The following is a 23,555-nucleotide window of genomic DNA, read 5'->3' on the forward strand; positions in this document are numbered from 1 at the left end:
ACCATTGGTTCGATCGGCGCCGGCCTCGGATGGAGTCAAGACCTCGCTGTGGGCGAGAGCTTGATCACTCGGTGTAGGACAACGTGACCGGTTTGCTGAAGTCGAACGCATCGAACATGTCAGACAATGCCGGGCTGTTGGTCGGAACGTACTCGTTGTTCTTCGAGTAGCTCGGGTTCGGCAGGTTGTCGCGGCTGCGGTTCGTGAGCGGCTGGAGAGCCCAGTTGCGTTCGATGAACTTCAGCAGCGAAACGTGGTCGGCGTAGTTGTGGTTGACCTTGCCGCCCGTCGAATAGGGCGAAAGGATCAGGGTCGGAATGCGCGGTCCGTCGCCGAAGAAGTCGATGGACTGCTGGTAGCCGGAGTCCCAATAGCCGCCGGCCTCGTCCCAGGTGATGAAGACCGCGGTTTCAGCCTTCAGCTCCGGGTTGTTGTCCAGCGAGTTGAGCACGTTCAGGACATAGGCCTCGAACAGATCAACCTTCGAGCTCTGCGGATGACCGTCGAGCAGGCCGTCCGGCTTGCCGAACGACACCGCAGGCAGCGTGTTGTTCTGGATCGCCGTGATCAGATCGGCAGTGTCCTTCATGTGAGCCTGACGCACGGCCGGGTTGGCCATGATCGAGGTCGCATACTGGAACGGATTGCAGATCTGGCAGTAGGCAACGCCGAGCGCGTGCGCCGGATCGGCGACCGCAGCGGCGCTGAGGTTCGGGTTCGACGGATTGGCGGCAACCGCGGCGTTGGAAAGCGCCACGGCGTCGTTAAACGCGCCGCCATAGAACGCCCAGGAGATGTTCTTCTCCATGAGCGCATCGCCGATCGTGCGAACCGACGACGGCGGCACGTTGTTGCCACCCGACAGCGCGCCGTTCGGCAGATAGCCCGGGTTGACGTTGTTGAGCATGTAGTAGTGGTTGGGCTTGCAGTTCGGCTCCGCCGCGTATGGCAGATTGTTGAGGTAGGTGACGATCGGCTTGACGCCCGGCTGGAAGACATCAGAGCAATTGCTCCAATTGCCATCGACGGTGTAGCGGTTGACCGAACCCGCGACCGGATTCGGATTGGCGATCAGGTTGACCGGCGGCGTCACCGGATTGCCCTTGCCGTCGCTCCAGAAGGCCGCGTCGCCGGTACCGAGCATGAAATGGTTCGCGCCGGTGCCGCCATGGAACGACTGGTGGAAGTTGTCGCTCAGGGTGAAGCGATCGGCGAGCATCTTCAGGACCGGAGCCTGACCCTGCTGGGCGTTGTAGTAGCCCATCGAGTTGGCCATGCTCTTGTTGGACGCCGAATAGGTCGCCATCACGAACGGGAACAAATCGTTCAGGCAGCCCGAATTGTTCTTCTTGGTGGCGTTGGCGGCGCTGCAGTCTTCCTGCTGCCAATCCTGATAGAAGCGATGCGTCGAGTCGCCGGTGTAGTCGTCGTCGCTGATCTGCTCGCCCTGCAGCTGGAACGGTCCGTTCAGACCGCCGGCGCCGGGAATGCGGGTATCCAGCACACCGGTCGGCAGGCCGCTGAAGCCGGTGGTGAGGATATCGAGATCGGCCGGGTCCATGTCCTTCTCGACGCTGGCTTCTGCGATCGTCTTGAACGGAGCGCCGGTGTCGCTCTGCGCGGTCGGCGTGCCGGCCGTGTTCGGCTGCGGCATCGGGTTGGTCGCGTTGTAGGGCGACTTTCCGATCGTCGGTGCGCCGATATAGTACAAGGGCTGGCCCGCGACCGAAGACTGCTGCGCCTGCGCAAAGTTCGGTCCCGGCGTTCCATCCTCGTTGACGATGCCCTTCGACAACAGGTTGGAGATGGTCTGCCCCTTGCCCTTCGGCTTGTAGATACCGAAGGTGTGATCGAGGCCGCGGTTTTCACCGATCAGAATGATGACGTGCTTGATCGGCGACGCGGTCTTCACGCCGTGATCGCCGTCACCATGATGGCCATGGTTCTCATGCTTCGCACGATCGCCCTCTTCGTGCGCCTGATGATTGTGATGCGGACGCTTGTCCCAATCACTGCGGCCGCCCGGATAGTGAGCGGCATATGCGGCTGTTGCGACGAGCACCGTTGACGCGATGCAGAGCGCGGTGCTGGTTCGCCAGTGCTTTTTGTAATTCAAACTCATTGTCGACCTCAGGGTGTTTGCGGTTAGCAACACACACTGCTTAGTGCGACAATATGACGCATGGTTTTCGCTTACGTGAAAACGCGCGAGAAATTTCGAAACGTTCAAATATTTTCTGTGGAGACATCTGCTGCTGCGCTGCAGCTCCACGATTCAACGATGCAATCAGGGCTAGAAAATTGATCGAGCATCCGCGTCACGCCGCAGATCGCAAAATCATCGCGTTACAGTGCAATCAGCGCGAAAGGTGTTTGGAGCGCATCACCTGGCGAAGCGCAGCATAATGTTGGTCATGCACGTCTTGATTGAATAGCGACCATGGCTCGGCGCTGGCCAACAGCGCAGGCACTGCAGCAGCCATCAGATTGCGATAATTCCTGAACTCGGTTGTGGCATCCGCGTTGCGCCCTGCCGCAACCGCCATCTCGATTCGCCGCAGCGTGAGCACGAGCTCCTTGAGGCCGCTCCGCGCGAGTACACGCTGCTGCTCGCCGCCCGAGACGCTGGTGTTCTTGCGGTCGGGATATTGCTCGGTCAACTCGCGCAGTTCGCGGCCGATCGTATCGACCGCCAGCGCGACGATGTCCTTGTCGCCGGCAGGAATCGCGGTCGCGAGCACCATCGAGAAATCGTTGATCTCCTTCAGCGTTGCACCGGCACCGTCGCGCTCATAGGGCTGCGCGCCATCGCCGACCGCCGTGAGATAGGCAACGAGGTCGCCCTTGTCCTGCGCCGAGAGGTCGAGCTGAAAAGTCCGGTCGAAATAGTCGACAACCTGGCTGTAATTGTCGAAGCGGCCGTCGTGAAAGTACGGCGCGTTGAAGTCGGCGTTGCGCAGCGTCGGCGTCTTGAACAGGCCGCCGGAACCGATGTCGTGCTGCCGGTGATCGACGAAGCCGGACGACGGAACGTGGCACCCCGCGCAGCTCAATGATGGATCGTGCGGGAACGGCTTCGCGAACAGCGCTTCGCCGCGGCGCTCCGCGTCGGTGACCTTGCCGGCCAGCCGTCCGGCGGGACCAAGGCTCGGATTGGGCAGGAAGTCGATGTCGTGAATATAGGCAACGATCGCATCGAGCGTTGCCGGCGACGGCTCGGGACCTGCGAACTCGTTGGTGATGACGTTGTGGACGAAGTCGCGCAGCGAGGCGAAGCGGCCGTCGGCGCCATAGGGCGCAAGATAACGGGCGCCGCGCAGGCTCGGTATCCGCACGGGATCGAACGCCAGATTGTTGGCCTTCGGATTGAACAGCGGACCGGTGGTGTCGAACGTGCCGGGCCGGCTCGACATCTTCGGCATGAAGAATTTGGCGTTGTTCGCGCCATTGACGTGGCAGGTGCCGCAGCTCACGCCGGCCTGCCGCGCCACGTCACCGAGCAGCCCCGGCGAATTGAACGCGAGATCGCCGAGATTCACCAGATAGGACTTGGCTCCGGTCCGCTCGGACTGGAACACCTCGCGCGGCTTGTCGAGCGCATCCTCGTTCAGCTCGGTCGCAACAGGCAGCACGGTCTTGTCACCGTCGACCGGAAACGCCACCGCACGCCCAAGCAGTGCCAGGGCGATGACACCGGAGAGCAGCGCAGCCAGACGCAGGTGAAGCGATCTCATCGCGCCTGGGCCTCCAGGGTCGGCCGCTGCAGCCCGAGCTTTGCCGAGGCGCTCTGCAGCGCAACGACCAGTTCCTCACTGGTCTGGCGCAGATCGGCAATGTTGACATGCGGCAGGTCAGGCGTCGCGACGATCGCTTCGAGCTGCTCGATCCGGTTCGTCACCATCTCGTCGAGCTTGCCGTCGACCGTGTTGAGCGCGGCCGAGAAGATCGTGTGGTAGGCGAAGTCGATCCCGGCGATATTGTTGCGCATGTCGTCCAGCGAGGTGCCGCTGATGCGCGACTCGCCACCATCGGCCTTGCTCTCTCCGACTTCGTAGGCGAGCCGCACCGTGCCATCCAGGAGGCCCTGCGGCGTCAGCTTGATGTCCTTGAGCTTGCCGTGGAGATCATTCAGATGCTCGACAAGGCCGGTCGCATCGGTGGCAACGTCGGTGCTGGCAGCTCCGAACAGTTTCGCCTCGATAGCGTGGAACCCGCTGTCGGCGTTCGGCCAGGCGTCGATCTGCGCATCGAGTTCAGGCACGAAGCCTGCGGTGAACACCTCCGAGCGCTCCCAGCCGGCGCGCGCCGACAGCCAGGCCTTCTTCGCTCCAGGCAAATCCGCGGCCGCGGCGCGCTCGCGCAACGCACGCGCGCCTGTCAGCGCGCTGGCAACGCCCTCGATCAAATATGGCCGGTAGCGCTCGGCGCCCTCCTCGAGAGCGCCGGCATTCGCGGCGCGCACGCCTGCGAACGCTGCCAGCAAAGCAAGGCACGCCGCCACTTGCATCTTGTGCATAGTCAACCCACTCGTCTGCCACGAAGGGCTCGCGGCATGTAGTGGGGCGAACTATTGTCGGTATCCTATGCGGATTTGTGACAGCGCGGACTTTTTGTCGCATCTTTTCTGCTTCGCCAGCGTCGGTGACGATCACAATCTCGCAAACTCGTTCGCGCTGCTGTAGACCGATTGAAATTGGACTGTTCAACGCGCGTGAGTTGTTGCAACACAACGCTCGCACCTGTCACTCGTCCGTCGTCATGCAGATTGATCGCGAAGCTCTTTATCTTATCGGATCTTACGGCGCGCTTTGCATACTCTGCTGCGCCGTCGCGCTGATCGATCTTCGCCACGGCATCATTCCCAATTGGCTGAACCTTGCGATCGCGGCGCTCGGTCTCGCAAACGTCGTCGTCACCGAAGGCACGATGGCCGCCTTCACCGCCATGGGAATCGCGGTCCTGGTCGGCGTCCTGTTCCTGCTATTGCAGCGTGTTTACTTCGCCTTGCGGCAAGTCGACGGATTGGGGCTTGGCGACGTCAAGTTTCTTGCCGCTGCGGCGATCTGGGTCGGCGCGACAGGCATTCCGACCCTGCTGCTGATCGCGGCACTCGCGGCGCTCGGGGTTGCGGGCGGCCTGCAACTCGCCGGTCACGAGATGAAGCGTCAGACCTCGATCCCGTTCGGCCCGTTTCTGGCGCTCGGGCTTCTCGTGACGCCTGCCCTTCAGAGCTGGCTTGCGCTGAACTAGCGCCACGGCCGGATACGCAGTCACATCTGGCGCCGCGCGGCCAAAGGCTTCCTCTCCGTGCTGACCGGAACGAGGCGGACATCGCCGCTCTCGTCGCCGCCGGGCTGAGGCAATGTGAGCACGGCCCCCTGATCGTCCTTCTGCATCGTGACTTCGCGGCCATTGATGGTCCGGAGCTTCCATCCCTGGAAGTCATCGCCGATCTTCAGCCGCAGCGCCGTCTTGGTCGATTGATCGAGAAAGATCCCGAAGCTTTCGTCATCTCCCGCGATCGTACCGACCAGCGACAGCGGCGGTGGCTCGATCGCGACCTTGCGCGGCGGCGCCGGCGCTGGCTTGCTGACCTCCGGTTCCGCAACGACGGCAGGCGGAGGCCGCCGCGACGGCGAGAACACCGGCCGGTCGCGCGTGTTGGACAGCGTCTTGAGCGGGATGCCCCACAGCGGATTGGCGCTGAGCGGCCGCGGCGTCGGTGCCGGCGACGGGGCCCGGACCGACGTCGCCGGTTCGGACGGTGGCGGTGAACTCAGCACCGGTCCGCCGAGACGAGTATCGTCGAGCATCCCGGCGTCCAATGCATCGCCGGATGGGGCAGGCACCGCAGCCGGCGCCGAATAGGCCGACACCGCCAACAGCACGATGGTGGCCGCGAAGCGTCGCATCATTTGGCCCCTCGCCATTGTCCGGAGACGCCAAGCAGCACGCGCAGCTTGCCGGGATCGGCGCCCTTGGCGGCCTCGTCGGCGACGGGTTGCACGACCAGCTGGTCGATGAACAGGAACGGCATGCCGGCTTCCAGATCGTAGAGCACCTGCTGCAATTGCGCCTGCTCGATCTCGCTGCTCGCGACCATGCTGATGAAGCCAGCCTTGGCCGGCGCGTTCGGAACATCGAGCTGCGTCGACAGCACGTTGCCGCCGGCCTTGATCACCGCCCCCGACACCCGTTGCAGCAAGGTGGCGCCGGCGACCGTGACGGTCGCCCCCTCGAGATAGGCCGAGCCGGTCGGCATCGCGGGTTGACCGGGCGCGGTATTCGCCCTGGATCGCCCCTCCAGTTGCTCCAGCATTCCGGCCGCTGCCGCAACATCGCTACGCAGGCCGATGATGTCCGAGAGCGATGAGATAACGACAAAGAGCAGCAGCACGAAGAGGCCGAGATAGCTCGCGGTCGCGACCATTGGCGAGGTGCTGACAGCCGTCAGCGATCGGGATGCTGCGCTCATGAGCCGGACCCAAAATAGGCTGAGATGTTGGCCTCGACGTGGAACCGCTCGGCCGATTCATTCGCCGCGCGCGTCGTCGGCGCGAAGAACGTCGCGCGGTTGAATTGCGGTGACTGCTCCAACAGGCGGATCAGGGACGGCGCATCCTGGGTCAGTCCCACCACCTGCACCTTGTTGCCCTCGATGCGGAGCTCCGTCACATAGGTCGTGTCGGGCAGCACGCGCGAGACCGCTTCGAGAACCATGACGCTCGACGGCGTCGTCTGCTTGCGTTTGGCCAGCAGGCCGAGCCCGGACGAGTCGCCATTGGCATCGAGACGCAGCGCGGCGCGGCGCTGGGCGATCCGGTGTTGCAGGTCGTCCTGCTCGGATTGCAGCCACCCGCCGAGATAGATGTTCAGCAGCAGCGAGACCGCGGCGGCGGCCGCCGTCGAGACCAGGCCGGCGCGCAACAGGCGCGGAACCGAAGGCCCGGCAAGGCCGCGCAGCGACTTGTCGAGCAGCGTCACCTGCTGCGCGGCGCCGTCGCCGCCAACCGCCGGCGCCGAGACCGCAACGGAGACGGCGCCGAGCATCCTCGCCATCCGGATCAGCGGATCGACCTTCGTCGCCGCGGTCGCGCCGAACGCGACTTCAATGCGGTCATTGGCGATCGGCTGCGGCGAACTCCAGCCAAAGACGGCATCGGCGGCGTTCCATGGTGTCAGCCGGTCGACCTGCGCGCGGATCATGCCGTCGAGGAAGTCGCTTGCCTGGCTCGGGAAATCGAGCACGCGGCTGACGATCTGATCCGATCGCAAACGCACCTCGATGCGGCTGCCGTCGAACGCGGTCTTCCAGTCGGCTGGCAGCGGAGGCTGCGGCGCATCGTGATCGAGCCGGAACGAAACCGGCATCGAAGGCGAGCCGTCCTTCGAGACCGCGAGGCGGGCGGTGAACGTGCCGTCGTCATTCTCGTCGAGCTCGATGCTGCGCCGGCGCATGAACCTGCCGGCGACGCCGTCGACGGCGGTCGCGACCGCGCCGATCCATTGCTCGAACCATTGCCGTGCTTCGGCAAGCATTGCCATCATCCTCTCTTGCGCAGCAGAACCGGGTTTCGCGGCTCGACATCGTTTTGCCAGGACAACACCCGATAAGGCTCGACCTTGTCGCCGAGTGCGATCACCGCCTCGGATGTGGTGCGGTGACCATTGCGGAAGCGGATCGAGATTGCGATCCGGTAGCACGGGCTCTGCGCCGTCGATGCCGCGCTTTGCTGGTTTGGGGCCTGCGTCCCGGCAGCGATTCCATTCGGCGAAGCCGGGCGCGCCCCGAAGCCGTCCTGGTCCTTCCCCGATGCCTTACCGACGGCGAGAGCGACTTCCGGCGCGGCAATGGTCGGATCAACATCCGGACCGCCGTTGAACACCGTCACGAACGGCAACACGCGATCGACAAACGCTTCGGGGATGCCGGCGACCAGCGCCAGCTCGTTGACATGGGTGAACAGCCCCTGCCGCGGCGAATAGCCCAGCGCGTTGTAGCGCGCCGCCTCCACATTCTCGCTGCCCGGCGCGGGCCGGGTTCGCCAGCCGACGATCCGGTCGGCGTATTCGCTGGCGGCGTCCTTCCTGGCGCCGAGCACGACGAACAGGCCGATCAGCATCTCCTTCGATGCGTAATTCAGATCCAGGCGGCCGGCCTCCGACGTGAAGGTGACGCCGACGCTGGCATCGTCCAGCCCGAACTGAAACGTCCCGTACTGCGGCCTCGTCTTGTCGTCCGTCAGCGTCAGCTGATAGGCGGTGAGCTCGAGCCCGGCCGACACCAGCGCCTCGGTCTGCAACGACAGGTCGCTGGCCGCCAGCGCGCGCGCCGACGCGGCCAGATAGGCCGAGAAGATGATCGCCAGCGACGACAGCGCCAGCAGGATCCAGAGCACGGCAACGATGACGAAGCCGCGATTGGCCGGCGATCGGCCGATATTGCCGGACGCGCGCATCACGTCTTCCCCTGATCGGTGGCACTGCCGGAACTCTGCTTGTCGCCGCAATTGCCGTCCGGCTTGGTGCAGTCGCTCGGAATCTGGACATGGACCGGCGCGATGGTCGACACCGACAGGACGCGCTGGCTCGCCGCGTCGCGCACGGTCAGCCGGATCATCGCCGGCAGCCTGTCGGCGTCCTTCCACGCGCTCTTCCATGCCCGGTCAGCGCCGGCATAGGCGAAGGACAGCCGATAGGGCGCGCGCAACAGCACCACCGGGCTGCCGAGATGGACCTGCTCCGACAGCGATACCCCGTCGGCCAGCGGCGTGAAGCGCGTCAGCGTGCGAACCGTGACGAACTCGCCGCGATCCCTGACCTCGCCAAGACGCACCACGTCGAGCCCCGGCCCCGCATTCGGCCCCGCCGACGTGCGCACGAACATCACGGACAGTTCCGATCCGTCGAACAGCGGCTTGTGGCTGTCGCGGTTGGCGGCAACGAACTCCGCGGCGGCAAGATCGGCGCCGATCCGCTCCAGCGCGATCCCGATCAGTTCGCTGCGCTGGATCCGGTCGAGGCCCCTGTTCCAGCTCGGCAGCCATTGCGCCGTGATGCTGGCGAGCGCCGACAGCAACAGCCCCATCAGCGCCAGCGCGACAATGGTCTCGATCAGCGTGAAGCCGCGCTCGCCCGTTCGCTGGTCTGCCCTTGCCCGGGTCATTCCGACGACCTCGGCATCAGGCGCACGGTGCGAATGTCGGACAGCGCGCCGCCCGGAGATTTGACGCGGATCCGCACCAGCTCCGGGGCCCAGGGCACGTTGCCCTCGGGCACCTTCCAGTCGCCGCCGAGCGGAGCAACGTCGATGGTCCAGCGATAGCCCTCCGCCTGCCCCGTCGAGGTGCCCGACTGCAATTCCGCGCGGGGCGGAATTCCGACCGTCATCAAGGTGCGCACCGCCTGCATCAGCGCCACGTGCTGCTCCAGCGCTCGCACGCCGCGCGTCTTGACGCCCATGACGGCGCCGATCGCAACGATCGAGACGGCCACCAGCGCCAGCGCCACCAGCACCTCGATGATGGTGAACCCCGCATCAGCGCGGTCAGTTGGCGGCGACGTCGCGAGCAACGATTTCAACCCTTCCGGTAAGCCAGTTGACGCGGACCTCATATCCCGCATCGAGCCGCGTCAGCGCGATGGAGCCGCCGCAGGAACCGCCATTGGCGAAGAAGCGGATGGTCGACAGTGCGGCGCGGCGCTGACAGCTCTGCGGCAGCACGGCATCGAACCGCACGTCCTCGGGGATCCGCACCGTCATGCGCGACGCGCCGGAGTGGATCACCCGGCTCGGTGCATCGACCAGCGTCGCAACGCTGGTGCTGCGCTCGATCGCCGCATTCCGATCGGCCTTCAGCAGCGTCGCGGTCTGCAGCGCATAGGCCTGCAGGCGCGATCGCGAGGTCTGGTGCGGAATGAACGGAAGCAGCACGGCCGCCAGCAGCGCGATGATGGCGAGCACGCACACCATCTCGAGCAGGGTGAAACCGCGCTGCGTCGCGTCATTCATGCTTGCCGTGCATCCTTACTGGTCGTTGTTGGCCGCGGTGGTCTTCTCGAGCGAGATGTCGGCGGAGGTGCCGCTGCCGCCCTCCTGACCATCGGAGCCGTAGGAGACGATGTCATACGGCCCGTGCTCGCCGGGCGAGCGATAGAGATAAGGGTGGTTCCAGGGATCGTTCGGCACGTTGCCGCCCTTCAGATACGGGCCATTCCAAGCGGCAACACCCGGCGTGCGCCGGACCAGCGCGGCGAGCCCCTCCGCCGTCGACGGGAAGCGTCCGGCGTCGAGATAGAACAGGTCGAGCGCGCTGGAGAAGCTCTGCAGCTGAATGCGCGCGGTCTTGACCTTGGATTCGCTGAGATAGTTGAGCACGCGCGGGCCGATCAGCCCCATGATGAGGCCGATGATCGCGATCACCACCAGCATCTCGACCAGCGTGAAGCCCTCCTCCCCCGAACGCCTCTGGCTTGGCGACGGTGTGCGGGCGCGTTCCGCTCGCGTGGCGAATGCCTTTATGATGGTGTTGCGCGATATCATGGCCGATGACCCCTGCTCTAACCGACTAGCTGCGTGACCGAGAGCAGCGCCGTCATGACCGACACGATCAGTCCGCCGACCACGGTGCTGATCGTGACGATCGCCAGCGGACCGACGATGCCGACGACGCGGTCCAGGCTGCGCTGCAATTTTGCTTCGTAGAATTCCGCGACCCGCCCGGCCAGCACCGGCAGCTGCCCGGTCTCTTCACCGAGCCGCAGCATGCGGACCGCCATCGGCGGCAGGCTGTCCGCCACGGCGAGTGCTTCCGATAATTTGCCGCCGTGACGGACGCGGTCGGCGGCGGCGGTCCAGTTCGCCTCGCTTCCGGTCACTGACATGATGTCGACCAGGATGCGCAACGCCGCCGTGAGGTTGACGCCGCTACCGAGCAGGACGCCGAGATTGCGGCAGAACAGGCTGGCGCGATAGAACTGGAAGGCGCTGCTGATACCCGGCACACGCGAGATGGCGTTGACCAGGGCGGCGCGCACGCGCGCCTGCCGCAGCAGCCACCACGCGAGCGCAATCGTCGCCGCACTGATCAGGCTTGCCGCGGTGGCATTGGCGCGCAGGAAATCCGACACCGCGATGAAGCTGGCGAGCGCCGTGTCCGACTTGCCGCCGAAATCGCCGAGCACGGTCGAGAATTGCGGCAGCACGAACAGCAGGAAGAACAGCATCACGCCCGATGCCGCGACCAGCACGAACGCCGGATATTGCATGGCGTCGGTCAGCTTTCGCCGCATCTGCTCGGACCGCGCGCGCTCGGTCCCCAGCATCTCCAGCACCGAATCGAGCGTGCCGGAGATTTCTCCCACCCGGACCAGGGCGATGTACATCGGCTGGAACAGGGTTGGATGATCGGCGACCGCATCGGCAAAGCTCTCGCCGGTAAGCAGCGCGGCGCGAATTTTCGCCACCACCGGACGCATTCGGCCGACATCGGCGTCGCCGGACAAAAGCTCCAGGGCATCGTCGAGCCGCGCGCCGGCCTTGAGCAGCAGCGCGAGATCGCGCGTGAAGGTGGTGACCTCGGCCGCGCTCGGCCCGCCGAACAGGCTGCGGCCGCCGGCGGCGCCGGATGCGCGCTTGTCCTCGGTGGTTTCGATCGGCAGCAGCTTGAGATATTCGATCCGCCGCGCCACCTCGGCCGCCGTCGGGGCGGAGATCGTGCCGTTCACGATCTCGCCGGCCTGGGTCAGAGCGCGATAGCGATAATTCGGCACGGCGTCACCGCACCGTTGCGACGCGGAGGATCTCGGCGGGCGAGGTCAATCCGGCGCGGCATTTCGCGACCCCGTCGTCGAGCATCGTGGTCATGCCCGCCCGGATCGCCATCGTATCGATCTTCAGCCCGTCGGTTCGCTCCCCGATCAGTTCGCGCAGTTCATTGGACAGTTCGAGCAGTTCGAACACGCCGAGGCGGCCGCGATAGCCGGTCCCGCCACAGCGCTCGCAACCGCATGGCTCCTGAATGATCTCGCCGGCCTTGAAGCCGAGCGCGGCGAGCCGGGGATCCTCGGTGAAATCGGCCCCTGCCAGCGGCCGCGCCGTCTTGCAACGCTCGCAGAGTTGCCGGACCAGACGCTGTGCAATCACGCCGCGCAGCACCGAACGCAGCAGATAGCCTTCGACCCCGAGGTCGAGCAGACGCGGCACCGCGGCAGCCGCCGTCTCGGTGTGCAGTGTCGTCAGCACCAGATGCCCGGTCAGCGCCGCATGCACCGCGACATGCGCGGTCTCGGAGTCTCTGACTTCACCGACCATGATCACGTCAGGGTCCTGGCGAACGAACGACCGCAGGGCGGTGGCGAAGGTCAGGCCGATCGCGGGCTTGATCTGGGACTGGTTGACGCCGGGAAGCTCGTATTCGACCGGATCCTCGATGGTCAGGATCTTGCGGCTGGGCTCGTTGAGGATCGACAGGATCGTCGCCAGCGTCGTGGTCTTGCCGCTGCCGGTCGGTCCCGTGATCACGACCATGCCGTGCGGCAGCTTCAAGAGCCGCCGCAGCTTGGCTTCGTCAGGCTCGGAGAACCCGAGCTTTTCAACCACCAGCAGGCCGCGATCCTTGGGCAGGATACGGATGACACAGGATTCGCCGTGTTGCGTCGGCATGATCGCGACGCGGATATCGATGTCGGTGCGACCGGCCCGCAGCCGCGCCGCGCCGTCCTGCGGCAGGCGGCGCTCGGCGATATTGAGATTGGCGATGATCTTGATGCGCGAGACCACCGCCTGTGGCAGCACGCCCGACAGCGCGGCGACCGGCCGGAGCAGGCCGTCGATCCGCAAGCGCACCATCAGGCCGGCGGAAAACGGCTCGATATGGATGTCGCTGGCGCGAAGCTCGACCGCCTTCTCGATAAGATCGTTGACCGCGCGCACCACCGGCGCGCCGCTGGCGAGATCGCGCAGGCTCTCGATGTCGTCTTCCCGGGGCAACGCCGCCGCGCTATCGGCGGCATCGGCCTCCTCGGCACTGGAAGAGTTGTTCAGCGCGATGGCGACGTCTTCAGACGAAGCCACCTTCACATCGATGCCGGCGCCGAGCACGATCTGCGCCGCCCGCAGCGTCGCCTGATCGGTCGGATCGACGACCGCGAGCACCGTGGTCCCGTCCGCCGCCCGGCACGGATAGACCATGGTCTCGCGCAGGAAGCGCGGCGAGAACGACCCGACCAGCGGCTCGGCCGAGGTCATGTCTTGGAGCGTCAGGCGGGGAAGCGCAAAGAAGCGCGCGGCTTCGTCGGCGAAGTCGGTCGGGGAGAGGCTGGTGACCTCCCACAGCTTCAATTGCCTGACGTCGGCGCCCTGCCCGGTCCGCTCAGCCGGCCCCTCGATCGGCGCCAGGTGATTGTTCTGACGCAGAAAATCCACGAACCGAACGGACAGGTCGTTGGCCATTCTCGATATCCCGCCACACTTTCCCGGATCAGTTCGTGCCAAGTGCCGCTGCCTGCCGTCGTGTTCGGCTCCCGGCAATTGTGCGGTTATCGATCCGAAGTGTGACAGCTGTGCGAAGTCACATCATTCGTCCCGCTCAAGAAACTTTGAGGGTGGCATCGCGGACACAAGCAGCGCGCCGGCTGCACAATCCAGGTGCGATGCAATGGGCAGGTCGCGAACGACAATCATGTAACCAATTTATTTCTGTCATGTTCGATCGCTAAGAGTCCCTCCGGGGTAGGACCGATCGTCGCAAGCCATCGAAATTTCAGTTAGTCAAAGCGAAGGGCCTTCATGCAACGCGTAGGCACAGTGGGCCGCTGCCCGACGATCCGTGGCGGCCTCGCAGCCATTTTTGCCTTGACGTCACTGGGGTTGTTGGCGTCCTGCAATTCCGCGACGGTCGGCGAGAGCGTGGACGCGTCCCAACTCGACGTCACCGACAAGGTGCGCTCGCTGGATCTGGCGCAGCGCCAGCCGCAACCGGTGGGCGCACTGGCGGCGACGGGCGGCAGCCAGAGCGGCAGCGTTCGCGCGGCGATGTATGACGGAAGCGAAGTCACGGCCGTCGCCGACGCGCGGCCGCAGCCGACATCCAACGGCAATGGCTTCGATCTGAATTTCGAGAGCACGCCGGTGGCGACCGTCGCCAAGGTCGTGCTCGGCGACATCCTGCATGTCGGCTACACCATCGATCCGCGGGTGCAGGGCACGGTCAGCCTGGTCTCGGTCCGCCCGGTACCGAAGTCCGACATGGTCTTCGTGCTTGAAAACGCACTCCGCCTGAGCGGCGTCGTGCTGCTCAAGGATACGGCGGGCTATCGCCTGACGCCGCTCGGCGACGCCGTCGGCGGCGGCCGCGTCGATGCCGCGGCCGCCAATCCCGAACCCGGATTCGGCATCTCGGTAGTTCCCCTGCAATATGTGTCGGCGCAGACCCTCATGAAGCTGACCGACAGCTTCGCCACCAGGGCGGGCGCGATCCGTGCCGACACGACGCGCAATCTGCTGCTGATCCAGGGCACCGGCGCCGAGCGCCGCACCGCGGTCGATACCGTACTCAGTTTCGACGTCGACTGGATGCGCGGCCAATCCGTCGGCATCTTCCCGATCTCGAGCGGCTCGCCCGCGCCTGTTATTGCCGAGCTGGAGAAGATCGTCGATTCCGGCGAGAACGGCCTCAGCCAGAACGTCATCAAGTTCATGCCGATCGCGCGCCTGAACGCGGTGCTGGTGGTGACCAAGAAGCCCGACATGCTGCACACGGCCGCGACCTGGATCAAGCGCCTCGACCGCAACGACACGGCGCGCACCTCGGTCCATGTCTACCGCGTCAAATACGGCGATGCGCGCCAGATCGCGCGGGTCCTGACCGACATGTTCCTTGGCGGATCGTCCGGCAACCTGCTTGACAGTGCCGACAGCCAGCTCGCGCCCGGCTCCGGCACCTCGTCGACCTCGAGCGTCGCCGACCGTCTGTCGCTCAACAACAACAACGGCGCGAATTCAGGCATGAGCGGCTTCGCATCCCGCGGCACGTCGGGGACAGGCGCAACAGGCCAGGGCCTGGGCCAGGGATTTGGCGCCGGCGGGCAAGCGAACAATCCCAACAATCCGGGCCAGGGCAACAATGCCGCGCTGGATGCCGGACGCGGCGCCGGCGGCAGCAACGGGCAGCCCGTCATGCAGGACGTCCGCATCACGCCCGATACCGTCAACAACAATCTGCTGATCTATGCCGACCAGGCCAACTACCGCATCATCGAGGCAACGCTGCTGCAGATCGACGAGCCGCAGCTCCAGGTCGCGATCGACGCGACGATCGCCGAGGTCACGCTCAACAACACCCTGTCCTATGGCGTGCAGACCTATCTCACCAGCCAGAACCTCGGCCTGAAGCCGAACACCGGCTCGATCCTCGGCACCCAGGCCACTTCCGCGCCCGCGACCACCACGGACGCGACCACCGGAGCGGTCTCGGTCGCGGGATCGCTCACCAATGCCTTCATCAACCAGAGCTTCCCGGGCTTCAACTTCCTGATCGGAAATGCGACGCAGCCGAGCCTGATCCTGGATGCGCTGCATGCCGTCACCAGCGTCAAGGTGCTGTCCAATCCCTCGCTGGTCGTGATCAACAACCAGGTCGCGACGCTGCAGGTCGGCGACGTCGTCCCGGTCTCGACCGGCAGCGCGACGGTGCTGACCACGAGCAACACGGTGGTCAACACCATCGACTATCGCAACACCGGCATCATCCTGAAGGTCTCGCCCCGCGTCAGCGTGAACGGCACCGTGCGGCTCGACGTCGAGCAGGAGATCAGCAATGTTCCCCAAAGCAGCACCGTTAACCTGACGCCGACGGTGTCGGAACGGCGGGTCAAGAGCCAGATCTCGGTCGCCAACGGTCAGACCGTGCTGCTGGCCGGCCTGATCAGCGAGCAGCAGAGCGGCGCCCGCAATGCGCTTCCGGTGCTCGACCAGATCCCCGGCCTCGGCGACGCCTTCGGGCATCAGAGCAACGGCACCCAGCGTACCGAGCTGATCATCTTCATCCGCCCGCAGATCATCCGCAACGGTTCCGACGCCCAGACCGTGGCCGAGGAGCTTCGATCGAAATTGCGCGGCAGCATCGCCACGACATCGACCAATGCACCGATCACCACCAGCTATCACTGAGCCGGGCAGCAGGATGCGCCGCGTTCTCGCACAACGGACGGGCCTCTCGGCTTCGCTTGCGATCGTGATTTGGGCGATGACCGCCTCTGTCGCGAGCGCCGACAGCGTCGCGCGCGGATCGGCCGCCTTCCATCGCGGCGACTATGTCCGGGCGGCTCGGGAGCTCGCGCCGGCCGCCGAGCGCGGCAATGCGCGCGCCCTCGGCATGCTCGGCTTCTTGTACGAGCACGGCTTCGGCGTGCCGCAGGCCTACGCAGCCGCCGCCGACTGCTACTATCGCGGCGCCGTGCAGGGCGACCCGTTCGCGCAAGCCCAGCTCGGCCTGATCTACGACAAGGGTCACGGCGTTCCGACAGATTTCGTGCTGGCCTACAAATGGCTCAATCTGGCCGCGGCCCGCTCGAACGGGCGGCAGCGCGATGCCTATCTCCGGTTCCGCGATGCGGTCGCGTCCAAGCTCTCGACCTATGAGATCATTGCCGGACAGCGGTTCGCACTGGAATGGGCCCCCGATCGGCCGGCGCCGGACGTGCACCTGACCGTCAAGTAATCGCGGCTTACGAGGGCGTGCGCACGAGGCTCGCCGACACGCGCCTGCCTCGTACCTTCCGCCGCCGCAACCGGCGCCAGCCGATCACGATCCCGCTGATCGAGATAATCGTGCCAGCCGCCGATAGCAACCACACCACGACGTCGCGCGCCGGCGAGATGCGCAGCAGCAGCGGGACATCGAGGCTGTGCAGCGCGTTGAACAGCCAGCGGTAGGACCGGCGGCTGTCGTCGCTGCGGTCGAGGATCTCGCCGGTGACGGGGGAGATGTGCAGCCAGGTGTGGGCGGGATCGTCGAAGCCGATCCGCAATACGGGAAGCTCGCGCGCCTGGTGCAGCGTGTACCAGTAGGCGTCGGGTTCATCGAGCTGCCGCGCTGATGTCATCGCAGCGCCGGGCATTGCGTGTCGGGCGGCAGCGATGATCTCGTCGCGCGAGAGGGTCATCTGCGCACCGGTCACAGGATCGGCGATGCTGCGGCCGCCGTTACCGTCGTCGAGCAACATCAACCCGTGTCCGCCGATCCAGACGAAACGCGCCTCCACCGCCGGCATCGATGGCGACGACTGGAAGCCGGCGACAATGTCGGGCGTGTCGTGGCCGCTATAGCCGACCGCGATCTCGCGGGTGACGCCGCGAGCGGAGAACGCGCCACCGGGATTGAGCGACAGCCAGCCGCTGAACATCCAGGTCAAGACGCAGATGCCGCCGATCAGGCCGGCGATGTGATGCCAGGCCATCCAGCCGCGATAGGGCGAGACGGCGCCGTTCGCGTAGCGGCGCGTCAGCCGCAGGCGCAAAATGCCGATCCAGAAGCCGGTGACCGCGACGACAAGACAGACCCCCGAGATCCACAGCACCACATCCCGCCACAGCGGGCCGTCCTTGCGCAACACGGTCGGATAGATCCAGTGCGGGATCGAACCAAGCCAGTTCCAGATGCGCTCGGGACGCGTGGTGTCGAGCGCGATCTCGCCGCTGCGCGAGGAGACATAGAGCTCTGTGCCATCGGCGTCGCCGAGGCCGATCAGATAGAGCGGCCGCAACGGATCGAAGCGCGCCGTCACCGACCATTGGTCGCGCGTCACGGTGTCGAGCAATTGGGGTTGCACGGCATGCGGATGATGTGCGGCGATGGCCAGCGCCTGGTCCGGCGTGATGCGGTCGATCTCGCTGCCGTCGACCGCCGAAATGGTGATCGTCCCTCCCTTCCAGCCGATCACCCGATAGACGGGCGTGTCGTCCATCATCGAAAGCCGCAAGTCACGCGGATAACGCTCGACGCCCGCGATCGCCATCGCGCGATCAGGCGTGACCCGCACCTTGTTCCAGGGAATGACAGGAAGCGCGGCGAGGCGCTCGCTTTCGGTAAGGCGCGGAAAGGCCACGTACATCATGACAAGGCCGGAGATGAACCACATCGCGAACAGGAGACACGTCGCAATGCCGATCCAGCGATGGACGATATAGAGCCACCGCCGCCCGCGCCGGATCAGAGCGTTGCGCATGGTCAGAACTTCACGTTGACGGACAATTCGGCGGTGCGCGGCATGCCGAGCAGCCACTGACCGGTGCCGTTCGAGGTCACCGCGTAAGCCTTGTCGAACAAATTGTAGAGGCGGAACGCGACCGTGGTGCGGTCATCCGGCTTCCATCTGATGCCGCCATTGACCACATTGTAGCCCGGCCGCAGCTGGGTGTTGGCGAGATCGGAGTACATCGCTCCGACGATCTGCACGCCGCCATAGACCGACCAGTTGGGCGCGAAATCCCACGTCAGCCAGACGTTCGAGACCTGCTGCGGCACGTTGACCGGGACATTGCCGTTGAAGCTGACGATCTTGCCGCCGACCACCTGGCTGTTGTTGTCGTATCTGGCGCGCAACAGCGCAAGATTGGCGTCGACCCGCCAGCCGTCGCTTAGCGCGAGCCCGATCGATCCTTCGACCCCGCGCGATGATTGCTGGCCGATCTGCAATGCCAGGCCGCCGGTGGGATTGCCGGGATCGGGAATCGTGAGCCCGGTCTTGACGATCTCGTAAGCGGCCAGCGTCCACTCGCCGCGGCCGCCCCAGAACGACTGCTTGACCCCGATCTCGGTCTGCTTGCCGGTCGCAAGCTGGAAGGTTTTCTGCGAGACGGACAGCGAGATCAGGTTGCTGACCGGATCGACGCCGATCGCGTACTGACCATAGAACGCGAGGTTCTTGATCGGCTCGTAAACGAGGCCGGCGCGCCAGCTGGTCCCCGATAGCGTCGTCTCAAAACTGTTTGCCGGCGTCTTGTAGTCGGTGCGGTCGACCTCGGGGCGGTCGTACCTGACCCCGGTGACCAGCGACAATTGATCGGTCAGCGAGAGCCGATCCTCGGCGAACAGCGCGTATTGATTGACGATCGCATTGAAGCCCGGCGTGGTCGCCGTCGTCGTCGCGAAGAACGATCCCGGATCGAACGCGTAAGGATTGACCGACGACGCGCCGCCATAGGGCGAGTTGTTGGTATGGGTGAAGTCGATCCGGTTGACGTCGAACCCGGCGACGAACTGGTTCGCAAGTCCGAACACGTGACCGCTGAAGGTCGTATCCATCCGGTTGCCGAGTTGCTTCTGGTCGTGGAAGATCTCGATATAGCTCGTGCGATCGATCAGCTGGGTCTTCGGATTCCAGGTGTAGTTCTCGATGTCGCGCCAGTGCCGCTCGCTGGTCAGATAATACAGCGTGTTGTTGACCTTGATGCCGTCGGCGACGTCCCACTCGGTCTTGAACCGGGTCCAGCTGTCCTGATAGCGGATCGCGCTGTCCAATGCGTTGTAGTTCTTGAAGCGCAGCGCGTCCTGGATCGAGCCGTTGATCAGCGGCGTGCCGAAATAACGTGACGGGCTGCGGTCGCCGTAGTCCTCCGACAGCGTGAAGGCGAGATTGTCCGACGCCTGCACCCGCACGGCGGCGGAGACCACCGCATTCGAGGTCTTGTCGCGATCGACCCAGCCGTCCGACATGTTGCCGGTGGCGTTGACGCGGTACGACACATTGGGATTGATCGGACCGGTGCTGTCCACCGAGAGCCGCCGGGTCATGTTGCTGTCGAGCGAAACCTCGGCCTCGTTATAGGGCGTATTGAGGGGTTTCTTCGGAATCACGTTGATGACGCCGCCGATCGCGCCTTCGCCATACAGCACCGAGGCCGGACCGCGCAGCACCTCGATGCGTTGCGTCGACCAGGTGTCGTAGGGGAACGTCAGCGTGCCGGAGCCGATATAGAAGCGCGTGCCGTCGTACAGCGTCATCACCGAGTTGCTGCCGGCAAAGCCACGGGTGCTGAACGACAGCCCGCCATTGCCGGGCGCCGGCGTTGCGATGAAGCCGGCCGCGTCCTGGGTGACGGCATCGACCACATTATGCTGGCCGCGCTCAGCGATGGTCTGCGCCGTGATGATCTCGACGCTGGCCGGCGTCTGCAACGGCGTCAGATTGAGCCGGCTGCCGGTGCCGCCCTGCGTGGTGGCATTGAGCGTCGGCGATGCCGCCCCCGATGCGCCTGACGTCGCGGCACGCGGCGTGTTGCCGGCTGGTGCGGCCGTCGCGAGCCTCGGCCGTGGCCGCGCCGCGGCGGCCATGTCACGGCCGCGCGCCGCAAGCTTCGGCTTTGCCGCAGCGGAAGGCGCGACCTCGATCGGATCGAGCCTGGTTGGTGGAGGTGTTTGTGCCGAGGCTTCGGCCGGCAGCAGCAGCGATGACAGGGAGCAGACGAGACCGAGGCGCCATTTGCGCGCAACGGGAAAGGACGGAGACATGAAACGACTCGCGGTAACGTGGCACGTCACCGCGAACGCGGACTGGCGCATTGCCCAAAAGGCAGTGCTCCGATCCCACCAGGACGCCCCCGCCCGATGTGCTCGCGTGTGACCACGACTGACGGCAGGTCTCCTGGCTCACGGGTCATCGCCTGTCGACGCCTTCCCGGGCCTGATAGCCCAGTGGCAAATTGACGAAAGGCTCGCCGTTTACAGTTGCGGGGACAGCTGCGGCATTGGGGTTACCCTCGCACCGCATTCCCTTTTGATCCCCGAAGGGAACCGTCGGCAAAAACGATAGGTGCTGGCGGCAGGGCTGTCAATTCGATGCGATTGTCGCACACATCCTTTGCGGGATGCTGCTGCGGCGATGACACAGCGATGTCTGCTGCGGCTGACGCGGAGCTCCCTCTAATCCCGTCATCCTGAGGAGCCGCGCAGCGGCGTCTCGAAGGATCGACGGCCACCAGCGGGGCCGTGCCCCCTTCGAGGCTCGCTTCGCTCGCACCTCAGGATGACGGGAAACGTAGGTTCGTATCACTTGGCTTCGACACATCCCTGCATCACCTCATCAATCTCCGCGCGCGACAGAGCACCCATCTCGGCGATGAACACGATGCGCGTGCGCGGCACGCCGGGCGACGGCACGCCGCCCGCAGCCAAGGTCGCGCGGCCGCCGGCGAGTTGAAACACCGTCAGCCGCCCGGGCTGCTCCACCGTCTCGAACAATCCCTTCGCCCGCGCCAGCTTCGGCGCCAGTCTGCCGATCGCCTGCTGCAAGCGCGGCAGCAGCACCGGCCGCTCCGAGGTCCAGCTCAGCGTCTCGAAGCGGTCGGACGCCGGCCGTCGCGGCGCGGTCTCGCGCGGCGCCGGCAGATGATCGAGATCCGCCGGAAACAGCAGCGCGGCCGGCACCTCGCCATGCAAGGCATCAACCAGCACGGCCGCCGGACGCGCCGCGCGCACGGCGTCGCGGATCGCGGCGCACGCGGCGGCGTCAGTCAGATCGACCTTGCTCAGCGCCACCACGTCCGCCGCCCGCACCTGCGAGCGCAGCAGCGCGTCGTTCAGCATCGCCGCAGGCTGCGTCGCGTCGACCACGCACAGCACGGTCTCGAGCGGCGCCTCCTTCCAGATCACGGGATCCATCAGGTTGCGCACGATGTCGGCGGGATCGGCGATCCCGCTGGTCTCGATCACGATGAATTCGGGACGCGGATCACGCCGCAGCAGCGTGGCGAGCGTGCGCAGCAGGTCGCCCTCCAGCGTGCAGCAGATGCAGCCGTTGCTCAGGTTGACCACGCCGTCGCTGGCGCCCGCGATCAGCTCCGCGTCGATATTGATCGCACCGAAATCGTTGACCACGGCGGCGATGCGCCGCCCTTGCGCATGCGCCAGCAGATGGTTGACGACCGTGGTCTTGCCCGCCCCGAGGAAGCCCGCGACCAGCAGGATCGGGACCGCCACCTCAGCCCCCAGCGACGGGCCGGCGCACCGGCCGGCCGGGACGCGCCGCGACATCGAGCACCCCATCGCTGATCAGTGGCTGGCCGCTGACCACGAGATGCCGCACGCCCTCCGCCGGACGATTCATCGCGGAGAAGGTCGCGCGGTCGCTCAGCGTCTCGAAGTCGAACACCACGACATCGGCGTCGGCGCCGACCTGCAGCCTGCCCTTGGCCCGCATCGCCGGCGTGCTCGCCGACAGGATCTCGGCCGGGATCAGCGCGCATTTGCGGATACCCTCGAGCAGCGACACTTTCTTGCGCTCGCGCACCCATTCGCGGATGAAGCGGGTGAAACAGCCCGCCGAGCGCGGATGCGAGGTGGCATCGTCGGGCAGCGGCCAGGCGTCGCCAGTGTAGGGGCGGCCGTCCGACAGCGTCCACGGCATCGCGTCGGAGGCGATCGCGCCGCCCGGATACAGCACCGCCATGTCGAGCAGATCGCGATGATGCGCATTGTTCTCGATGTCGAGCACGTGCCACAGCACCAAGGTCGAGGGCTCTTCGGCCTGTGCCGCCAGCAGTTCCTCGCGGCTGCCGAAACGGTGACCGTCGGTCACGCGCTGCACCGAATCATAACCGAGGCCGTTGCGCTCCTCGAATTTCGGATCGCTGAAGAAGGTCGCCGCCAGCACGGTCGAGCCGGTGCCGTAGGGATAGGCCTCCACCGTGATCGGCAGCCCCTGCGCCTGCGCTTTCGCGATCAGCGCAACACAGCGTTCGATATCCGTCTTGCTCGACGAGTTGAAATGACAGATGTGCATATGCGCGCCGGTGGCGCCGGCATACCCGATCAGGCGGATATAGGCTTCCGCCGCGCTCTCGGGATCGATCCGCGACATATAGGCGACGTGGGTGAAGGTCGGCACCGCATGCGTGGCCGCGAGCTGGCACACCGCGGTCAATTCCTGCACGCCGGCGCCCGGCGCATAGGCGTTGAGAATGCCGATGCCGATACCGCCCTCGTTCAGGCCGATGGCGAGGCGGTCGAGGATGCCGCCGACCTCGCCTTCGGTCGCGACGTTTTCGATCCAGCGGCGATCGCGCATCGCGGCGCCAAACGATTCCAGCGAGCTTTCCGAATTCGAACCGGTCATCGCACCGATGCGCGCGAAGGCCCAGTTGGCGGCGGCGCCGTAGTTCAGCACCCTGCCCTTCTCGGCCTGGCGCTTGTACCAGGACGCGACCGGCAGCACGCCGGCCTCGAGGTCGAGCGAGGTCGTCACCCCGTCGAACGCCTGCATGCGGTCGGCCGGAATGGTCTGGCCATGCGCGTGCAGGTCGATGAAACCCGGCGCCACCACGAGCCCGGTCGCGTCGATCCGCCGCTCGGCGCCGCCGAGGCCGCTGCCGACCGCGGCGATCTTGCCGTCGACCACAGCCACATCGCCGATCGCGTCCATCCCGCTGGCCGGATCCACCACCCGGCCGCCGCTGATCACCAAGCCACCCATCTCGCCACTCCCCGCATTCCGAAACCGACCGGTCTCTTGTCGAGCACAGAGAAGCGCATCGCACTGATCGCAGCAAGCCGGCC

General features: G+C 65.6%; 20 protein-coding genes and 1 riboswitch. Of the genes, 3 read left to right on the forward strand and 17 right to left on the reverse strand.

The annotated features are described in order from the left end of the window. Window positions 1-64: 64 nt before the first annotated feature. The 3 genes from ACVWYP_RS00780 to ACVWYP_RS00790 all read right to left on the reverse strand — a co-directional run bounded on the left by ACVWYP_RS00780 (window position 65) and on the right by ACVWYP_RS00790 (window position 4,516). A complete protein-coding gene (locus ACVWYP_RS00780; protein WP_439711227.1) occupies window positions 65-2,116 on the reverse strand; it encodes an alkaline phosphatase family protein in 2,052 nt (683 codons plus the stop codon). A 241-nt stretch (window positions 2,117-2,357) separates the two neighbouring features. Beyond that, window positions 2,358-3,734 (reverse strand): cytochrome c peroxidase, encoded by a 1,377-nt coding sequence (locus ACVWYP_RS00785; protein WP_304497382.1) that lies wholly within the window; start codon window positions 3,732-3,734, stop codon window positions 2,358-2,360. Further along, the gene (locus ACVWYP_RS00790; RefSeq protein ID WP_057017731.1) at window positions 3,731-4,516 is read right to left on the reverse strand and encodes an EfeM/EfeO family lipoprotein; all 786 of its coding nucleotides are present in this window, start codon (window positions 4,514-4,516) and stop codon (window positions 3,731-3,733) included. Before ACVWYP_RS00790 ends, ACVWYP_RS00785 begins: the two co-directional genes overlap by 4 nt. 125 nt (window positions 4,517-4,641) lie before the next feature. On the opposite strand from ACVWYP_RS00790, the gene ACVWYP_RS00795 reads away from it, so the two are divergent. Beyond that, window positions 4,642-5,250 (forward strand): prepilin peptidase, encoded by a 609-nt coding sequence (locus ACVWYP_RS00795; RefSeq protein ID WP_304497383.1) that lies wholly within the window; start codon window positions 4,642-4,644, stop codon window positions 5,248-5,250. A gap of 20 nt (window positions 5,251-5,270) precedes the next feature. Here ACVWYP_RS00795 and ACVWYP_RS00800 read toward each other — a convergent pair whose 3' ends face one another. Genes ACVWYP_RS00800 through ACVWYP_RS00845 form a run of 10 tightly spaced genes read right to left on the reverse strand, consistent with a single transcriptional unit; the run spans window position 5,271 to window position 13,453 of the window. Next, the gene (locus tag ACVWYP_RS00800) at window positions 5,271-5,915 is read right to left on the reverse strand and encodes a hypothetical protein (protein WP_304497384.1); all 645 of its coding nucleotides are present in this window, start codon (window positions 5,913-5,915) and stop codon (window positions 5,271-5,273) included. After that, window positions 5,912-6,475: a type II secretion system protein GspM gene (gene gspM / locus ACVWYP_RS00805; RefSeq protein WP_028340302.1), complete on the reverse strand. Its 564-nt coding sequence runs from the start codon at window positions 6,473-6,475 to the stop codon at window positions 5,912-5,914. Before gspM ends, ACVWYP_RS00800 begins: the two co-directional genes overlap by 4 nt. Further along, entirely contained in the window at window positions 6,472-7,539 is a 1,068-nt protein-coding gene (locus ACVWYP_RS00810) for a PilN domain-containing protein (RefSeq protein WP_304497385.1), read from the reverse strand. Before ACVWYP_RS00810 ends, gspM begins: the two co-directional genes overlap by 4 nt. A gap of 5 nt (window positions 7,540-7,544) precedes the next feature. Continuing rightward, a complete protein-coding gene (locus ACVWYP_RS00815; protein ID WP_304497386.1) occupies window positions 7,545-8,459 on the reverse strand; it encodes a type II secretion system minor pseudopilin in 915 nt (304 codons plus the stop codon). Next, on the reverse strand, window positions 8,459-9,166 hold the full coding sequence (locus ACVWYP_RS00820; protein ID WP_304497387.1) for a PulJ/GspJ family protein: 708 nt from the start codon (window positions 9,164-9,166) through the stop codon (window positions 8,459-8,461). The genes ACVWYP_RS00815 and ACVWYP_RS00820 overlap by 1 nt, the downstream gene beginning before the upstream one ends. Then, window positions 9,163-9,582, reverse strand: a complete 420-nt coding sequence (locus ACVWYP_RS00825; RefSeq protein WP_304497388.1) for a prepilin-type N-terminal cleavage/methylation domain-containing protein — start codon at window positions 9,580-9,582, stop codon at window positions 9,163-9,165. Before ACVWYP_RS00825 ends, ACVWYP_RS00820 begins: the two co-directional genes overlap by 4 nt. Then, complete coding sequence (locus ACVWYP_RS00830) at window positions 9,548-10,012, reverse strand: type II secretion system protein (protein ID WP_038386656.1); 465 nt, start codon at window positions 10,010-10,012, stop codon at window positions 9,548-9,550. The genes ACVWYP_RS00825 and ACVWYP_RS00830 overlap by 35 nt, the downstream gene beginning before the upstream one ends. Before the next feature lie 15 nt (window positions 10,013-10,027). Continuing rightward, window positions 10,028-10,543, reverse strand: a complete 516-nt coding sequence (gene gspG / locus ACVWYP_RS00835) for a type II secretion system major pseudopilin GspG (RefSeq protein WP_304497389.1) — start codon at window positions 10,541-10,543, stop codon at window positions 10,028-10,030. Between the two features lie 17 nt (window positions 10,544-10,560). Beyond that, window positions 10,561-11,772, reverse strand: a complete 1,212-nt coding sequence (locus ACVWYP_RS00840) for a type II secretion system F family protein (protein ID WP_304497390.1) — start codon at window positions 11,770-11,772, stop codon at window positions 10,561-10,563. A 4-nt stretch (window positions 11,773-11,776) separates the two neighbouring features. Next, on the reverse strand, window positions 11,777-13,453 hold the full coding sequence (locus tag ACVWYP_RS00845) for a GspE/PulE family protein (protein ID WP_304497391.1): 1,677 nt from the start codon (window positions 13,451-13,453) through the stop codon (window positions 11,777-11,779). A gap of 336 nt (window positions 13,454-13,789) precedes the next feature. Between ACVWYP_RS00845 and gspD the strand changes: the two genes are divergently transcribed. Together gspD and ACVWYP_RS00855 are read left to right on the forward strand one after the other, a co-directional pair. After that, window positions 13,790-16,171 (forward strand): type II secretion system secretin GspD, encoded by a 2,382-nt coding sequence (gene gspD, locus ACVWYP_RS00850; protein ID WP_304497392.1) that lies wholly within the window; start codon window positions 13,790-13,792, stop codon window positions 16,169-16,171. Between the two features lie 76 nt (window positions 16,172-16,247). Further along, window positions 16,248-16,721 carry a tetratricopeptide repeat protein gene (locus ACVWYP_RS00855; protein ID WP_304497393.1) on the forward strand — a complete coding sequence of 158 codons (474 nt, stop codon included), beginning with the start codon at window positions 16,248-16,250 and terminating at the stop codon, window positions 16,719-16,721. Window positions 16,722-16,728: 7 nt separating this feature from the next. On the opposite strand, the gene ACVWYP_RS00860 is transcribed toward ACVWYP_RS00855, so the two are convergent. The 4 genes from ACVWYP_RS00860 to ACVWYP_RS00875 all read right to left on the reverse strand — a co-directional run bounded on the left by ACVWYP_RS00860 (window position 16,729) and on the right by ACVWYP_RS00875 (window position 23,472). After that, the gene (locus tag ACVWYP_RS00860; RefSeq protein ID WP_304497394.1) at window positions 16,729-18,228 is read right to left on the reverse strand and encodes a PepSY domain-containing protein; all 1,500 of its coding nucleotides are present in this window, start codon (window positions 18,226-18,228) and stop codon (window positions 16,729-16,731) included. A 2-nt stretch (window positions 18,229-18,230) separates the two neighbouring features. Further along, window positions 18,231-20,513 (reverse strand): TonB-dependent receptor, encoded by a 2,283-nt coding sequence (locus ACVWYP_RS00865; protein ID WP_304497395.1) that lies wholly within the window; start codon window positions 20,511-20,513, stop codon window positions 18,231-18,233. A gap of 106 nt (window positions 20,514-20,619) precedes the next feature. After that, window positions 20,620-20,815: riboswitch (cobalamin riboswitch) on the reverse strand. Between the two features lie 235 nt (window positions 20,816-21,050). Next, a complete protein-coding gene (locus tag ACVWYP_RS00870) occupies window positions 21,051-22,034 on the reverse strand; it encodes a CobW family GTP-binding protein (protein WP_304497396.1) in 984 nt (327 codons plus the stop codon). After that, window positions 21,982-23,472, reverse strand: a complete 1,491-nt coding sequence (locus ACVWYP_RS00875) for an amidohydrolase family protein (RefSeq protein ID WP_304497397.1) — start codon at window positions 23,470-23,472, stop codon at window positions 21,982-21,984. Before ACVWYP_RS00875 ends, ACVWYP_RS00870 begins: the two co-directional genes overlap by 53 nt. Window positions 23,473-23,555 lie beyond the last annotated feature (83 nt).

This window comes from Bradyrhizobium sp. USDA 3262, from assembly GCF_054060035.1.

Bases quoted from the DNA above. Each gene is read 5' to 3' on its own strand.
- ACVWYP_RS00785 (WP_304497382.1), bottom strand. From the start codon at position 3,734: ATGAGATCGCTTCACCTGCGTCTGGCTGCGCTGCTCTCCGGTGTCATC.
- ACVWYP_RS00790 (WP_057017731.1), bottom strand. From the start codon at position 4,516: ATGCACAAGATGCAAGTGGCGGCGTGCCTTGCTTTGCTGGCAGCGTTC.
- ACVWYP_RS00800 (WP_304497384.1), bottom strand. From the start codon at position 5,915: ATGATGCGACGCTTCGCGGCCACCATCGTGCTGTTGGCGGTGTCGGCC.
- gspM (WP_028340302.1), bottom strand. From the start codon at position 6,475: ATGAGCGCAGCATCCCGATCGCTGACGGCTGTCAGCACCTCGCCAATG.
- ACVWYP_RS00810 (WP_304497385.1), bottom strand. From the start codon at position 7,539: ATGCTTGCCGAAGCACGGCAATGGTTCGAGCAATGGATCGGCGCGGTC.
- ACVWYP_RS00815 (WP_304497386.1), bottom strand. From the start codon at position 8,459: ATGCGCGCGTCCGGCAATATCGGCCGATCGCCGGCCAATCGCGGCTTC.
- ACVWYP_RS00820 (WP_304497387.1), bottom strand. From the start codon at position 9,166: ATGACCCGGGCAAGGGCAGACCAGCGAACGGGCGAGCGCGGCTTCACG.
- ACVWYP_RS00830 (WP_038386656.1), bottom strand. From the start codon at position 10,012: ATGAATGACGCGACGCAGCGCGGTTTCACCCTGCTCGAGATGGTGTGC.
- gspG (WP_304497389.1), bottom strand. From the start codon at position 10,543: ATGATATCGCGCAACACCATCATAAAGGCATTCGCCACGCGAGCGGAA.
- ACVWYP_RS00845 (WP_304497391.1), bottom strand. From the start codon at position 13,453: ATGGCCAACGACCTGTCCGTTCGGTTCGTGGATTTTCTGCGTCAGAAC.
- gspD (WP_304497392.1), top strand. From the start codon at position 13,790: ATGCAACGCGTAGGCACAGTGGGCCGCTGCCCGACGATCCGTGGCGGC.
- ACVWYP_RS00855 (WP_304497393.1), top strand. From the start codon at position 16,248: ATGACCGCCTCTGTCGCGAGCGCCGACAGCGTCGCGCGCGGATCGGCC.
- ACVWYP_RS00860 (WP_304497394.1), bottom strand. From the start codon at position 18,228: ATGCGCAACGCTCTGATCCGGCGCGGGCGGCGGTGGCTCTATATCGTC.
- ACVWYP_RS00865 (WP_304497395.1), bottom strand. From the start codon at position 20,513: ATGTCTCCGTCCTTTCCCGTTGCGCGCAAATGGCGCCTCGGTCTCGTC.
- ACVWYP_RS00870 (WP_304497396.1), bottom strand. From the start codon at position 22,034: ATGTCGCGGCGCGTCCCGGCCGGCCGGTGCGCCGGCCCGTCGCTGGGG.
- ACVWYP_RS00875 (WP_304497397.1), bottom strand. From the start codon at position 23,472: ATGGGTGGCTTGGTGATCAGCGGCGGCCGGGTGGTGGATCCGGCCAGC.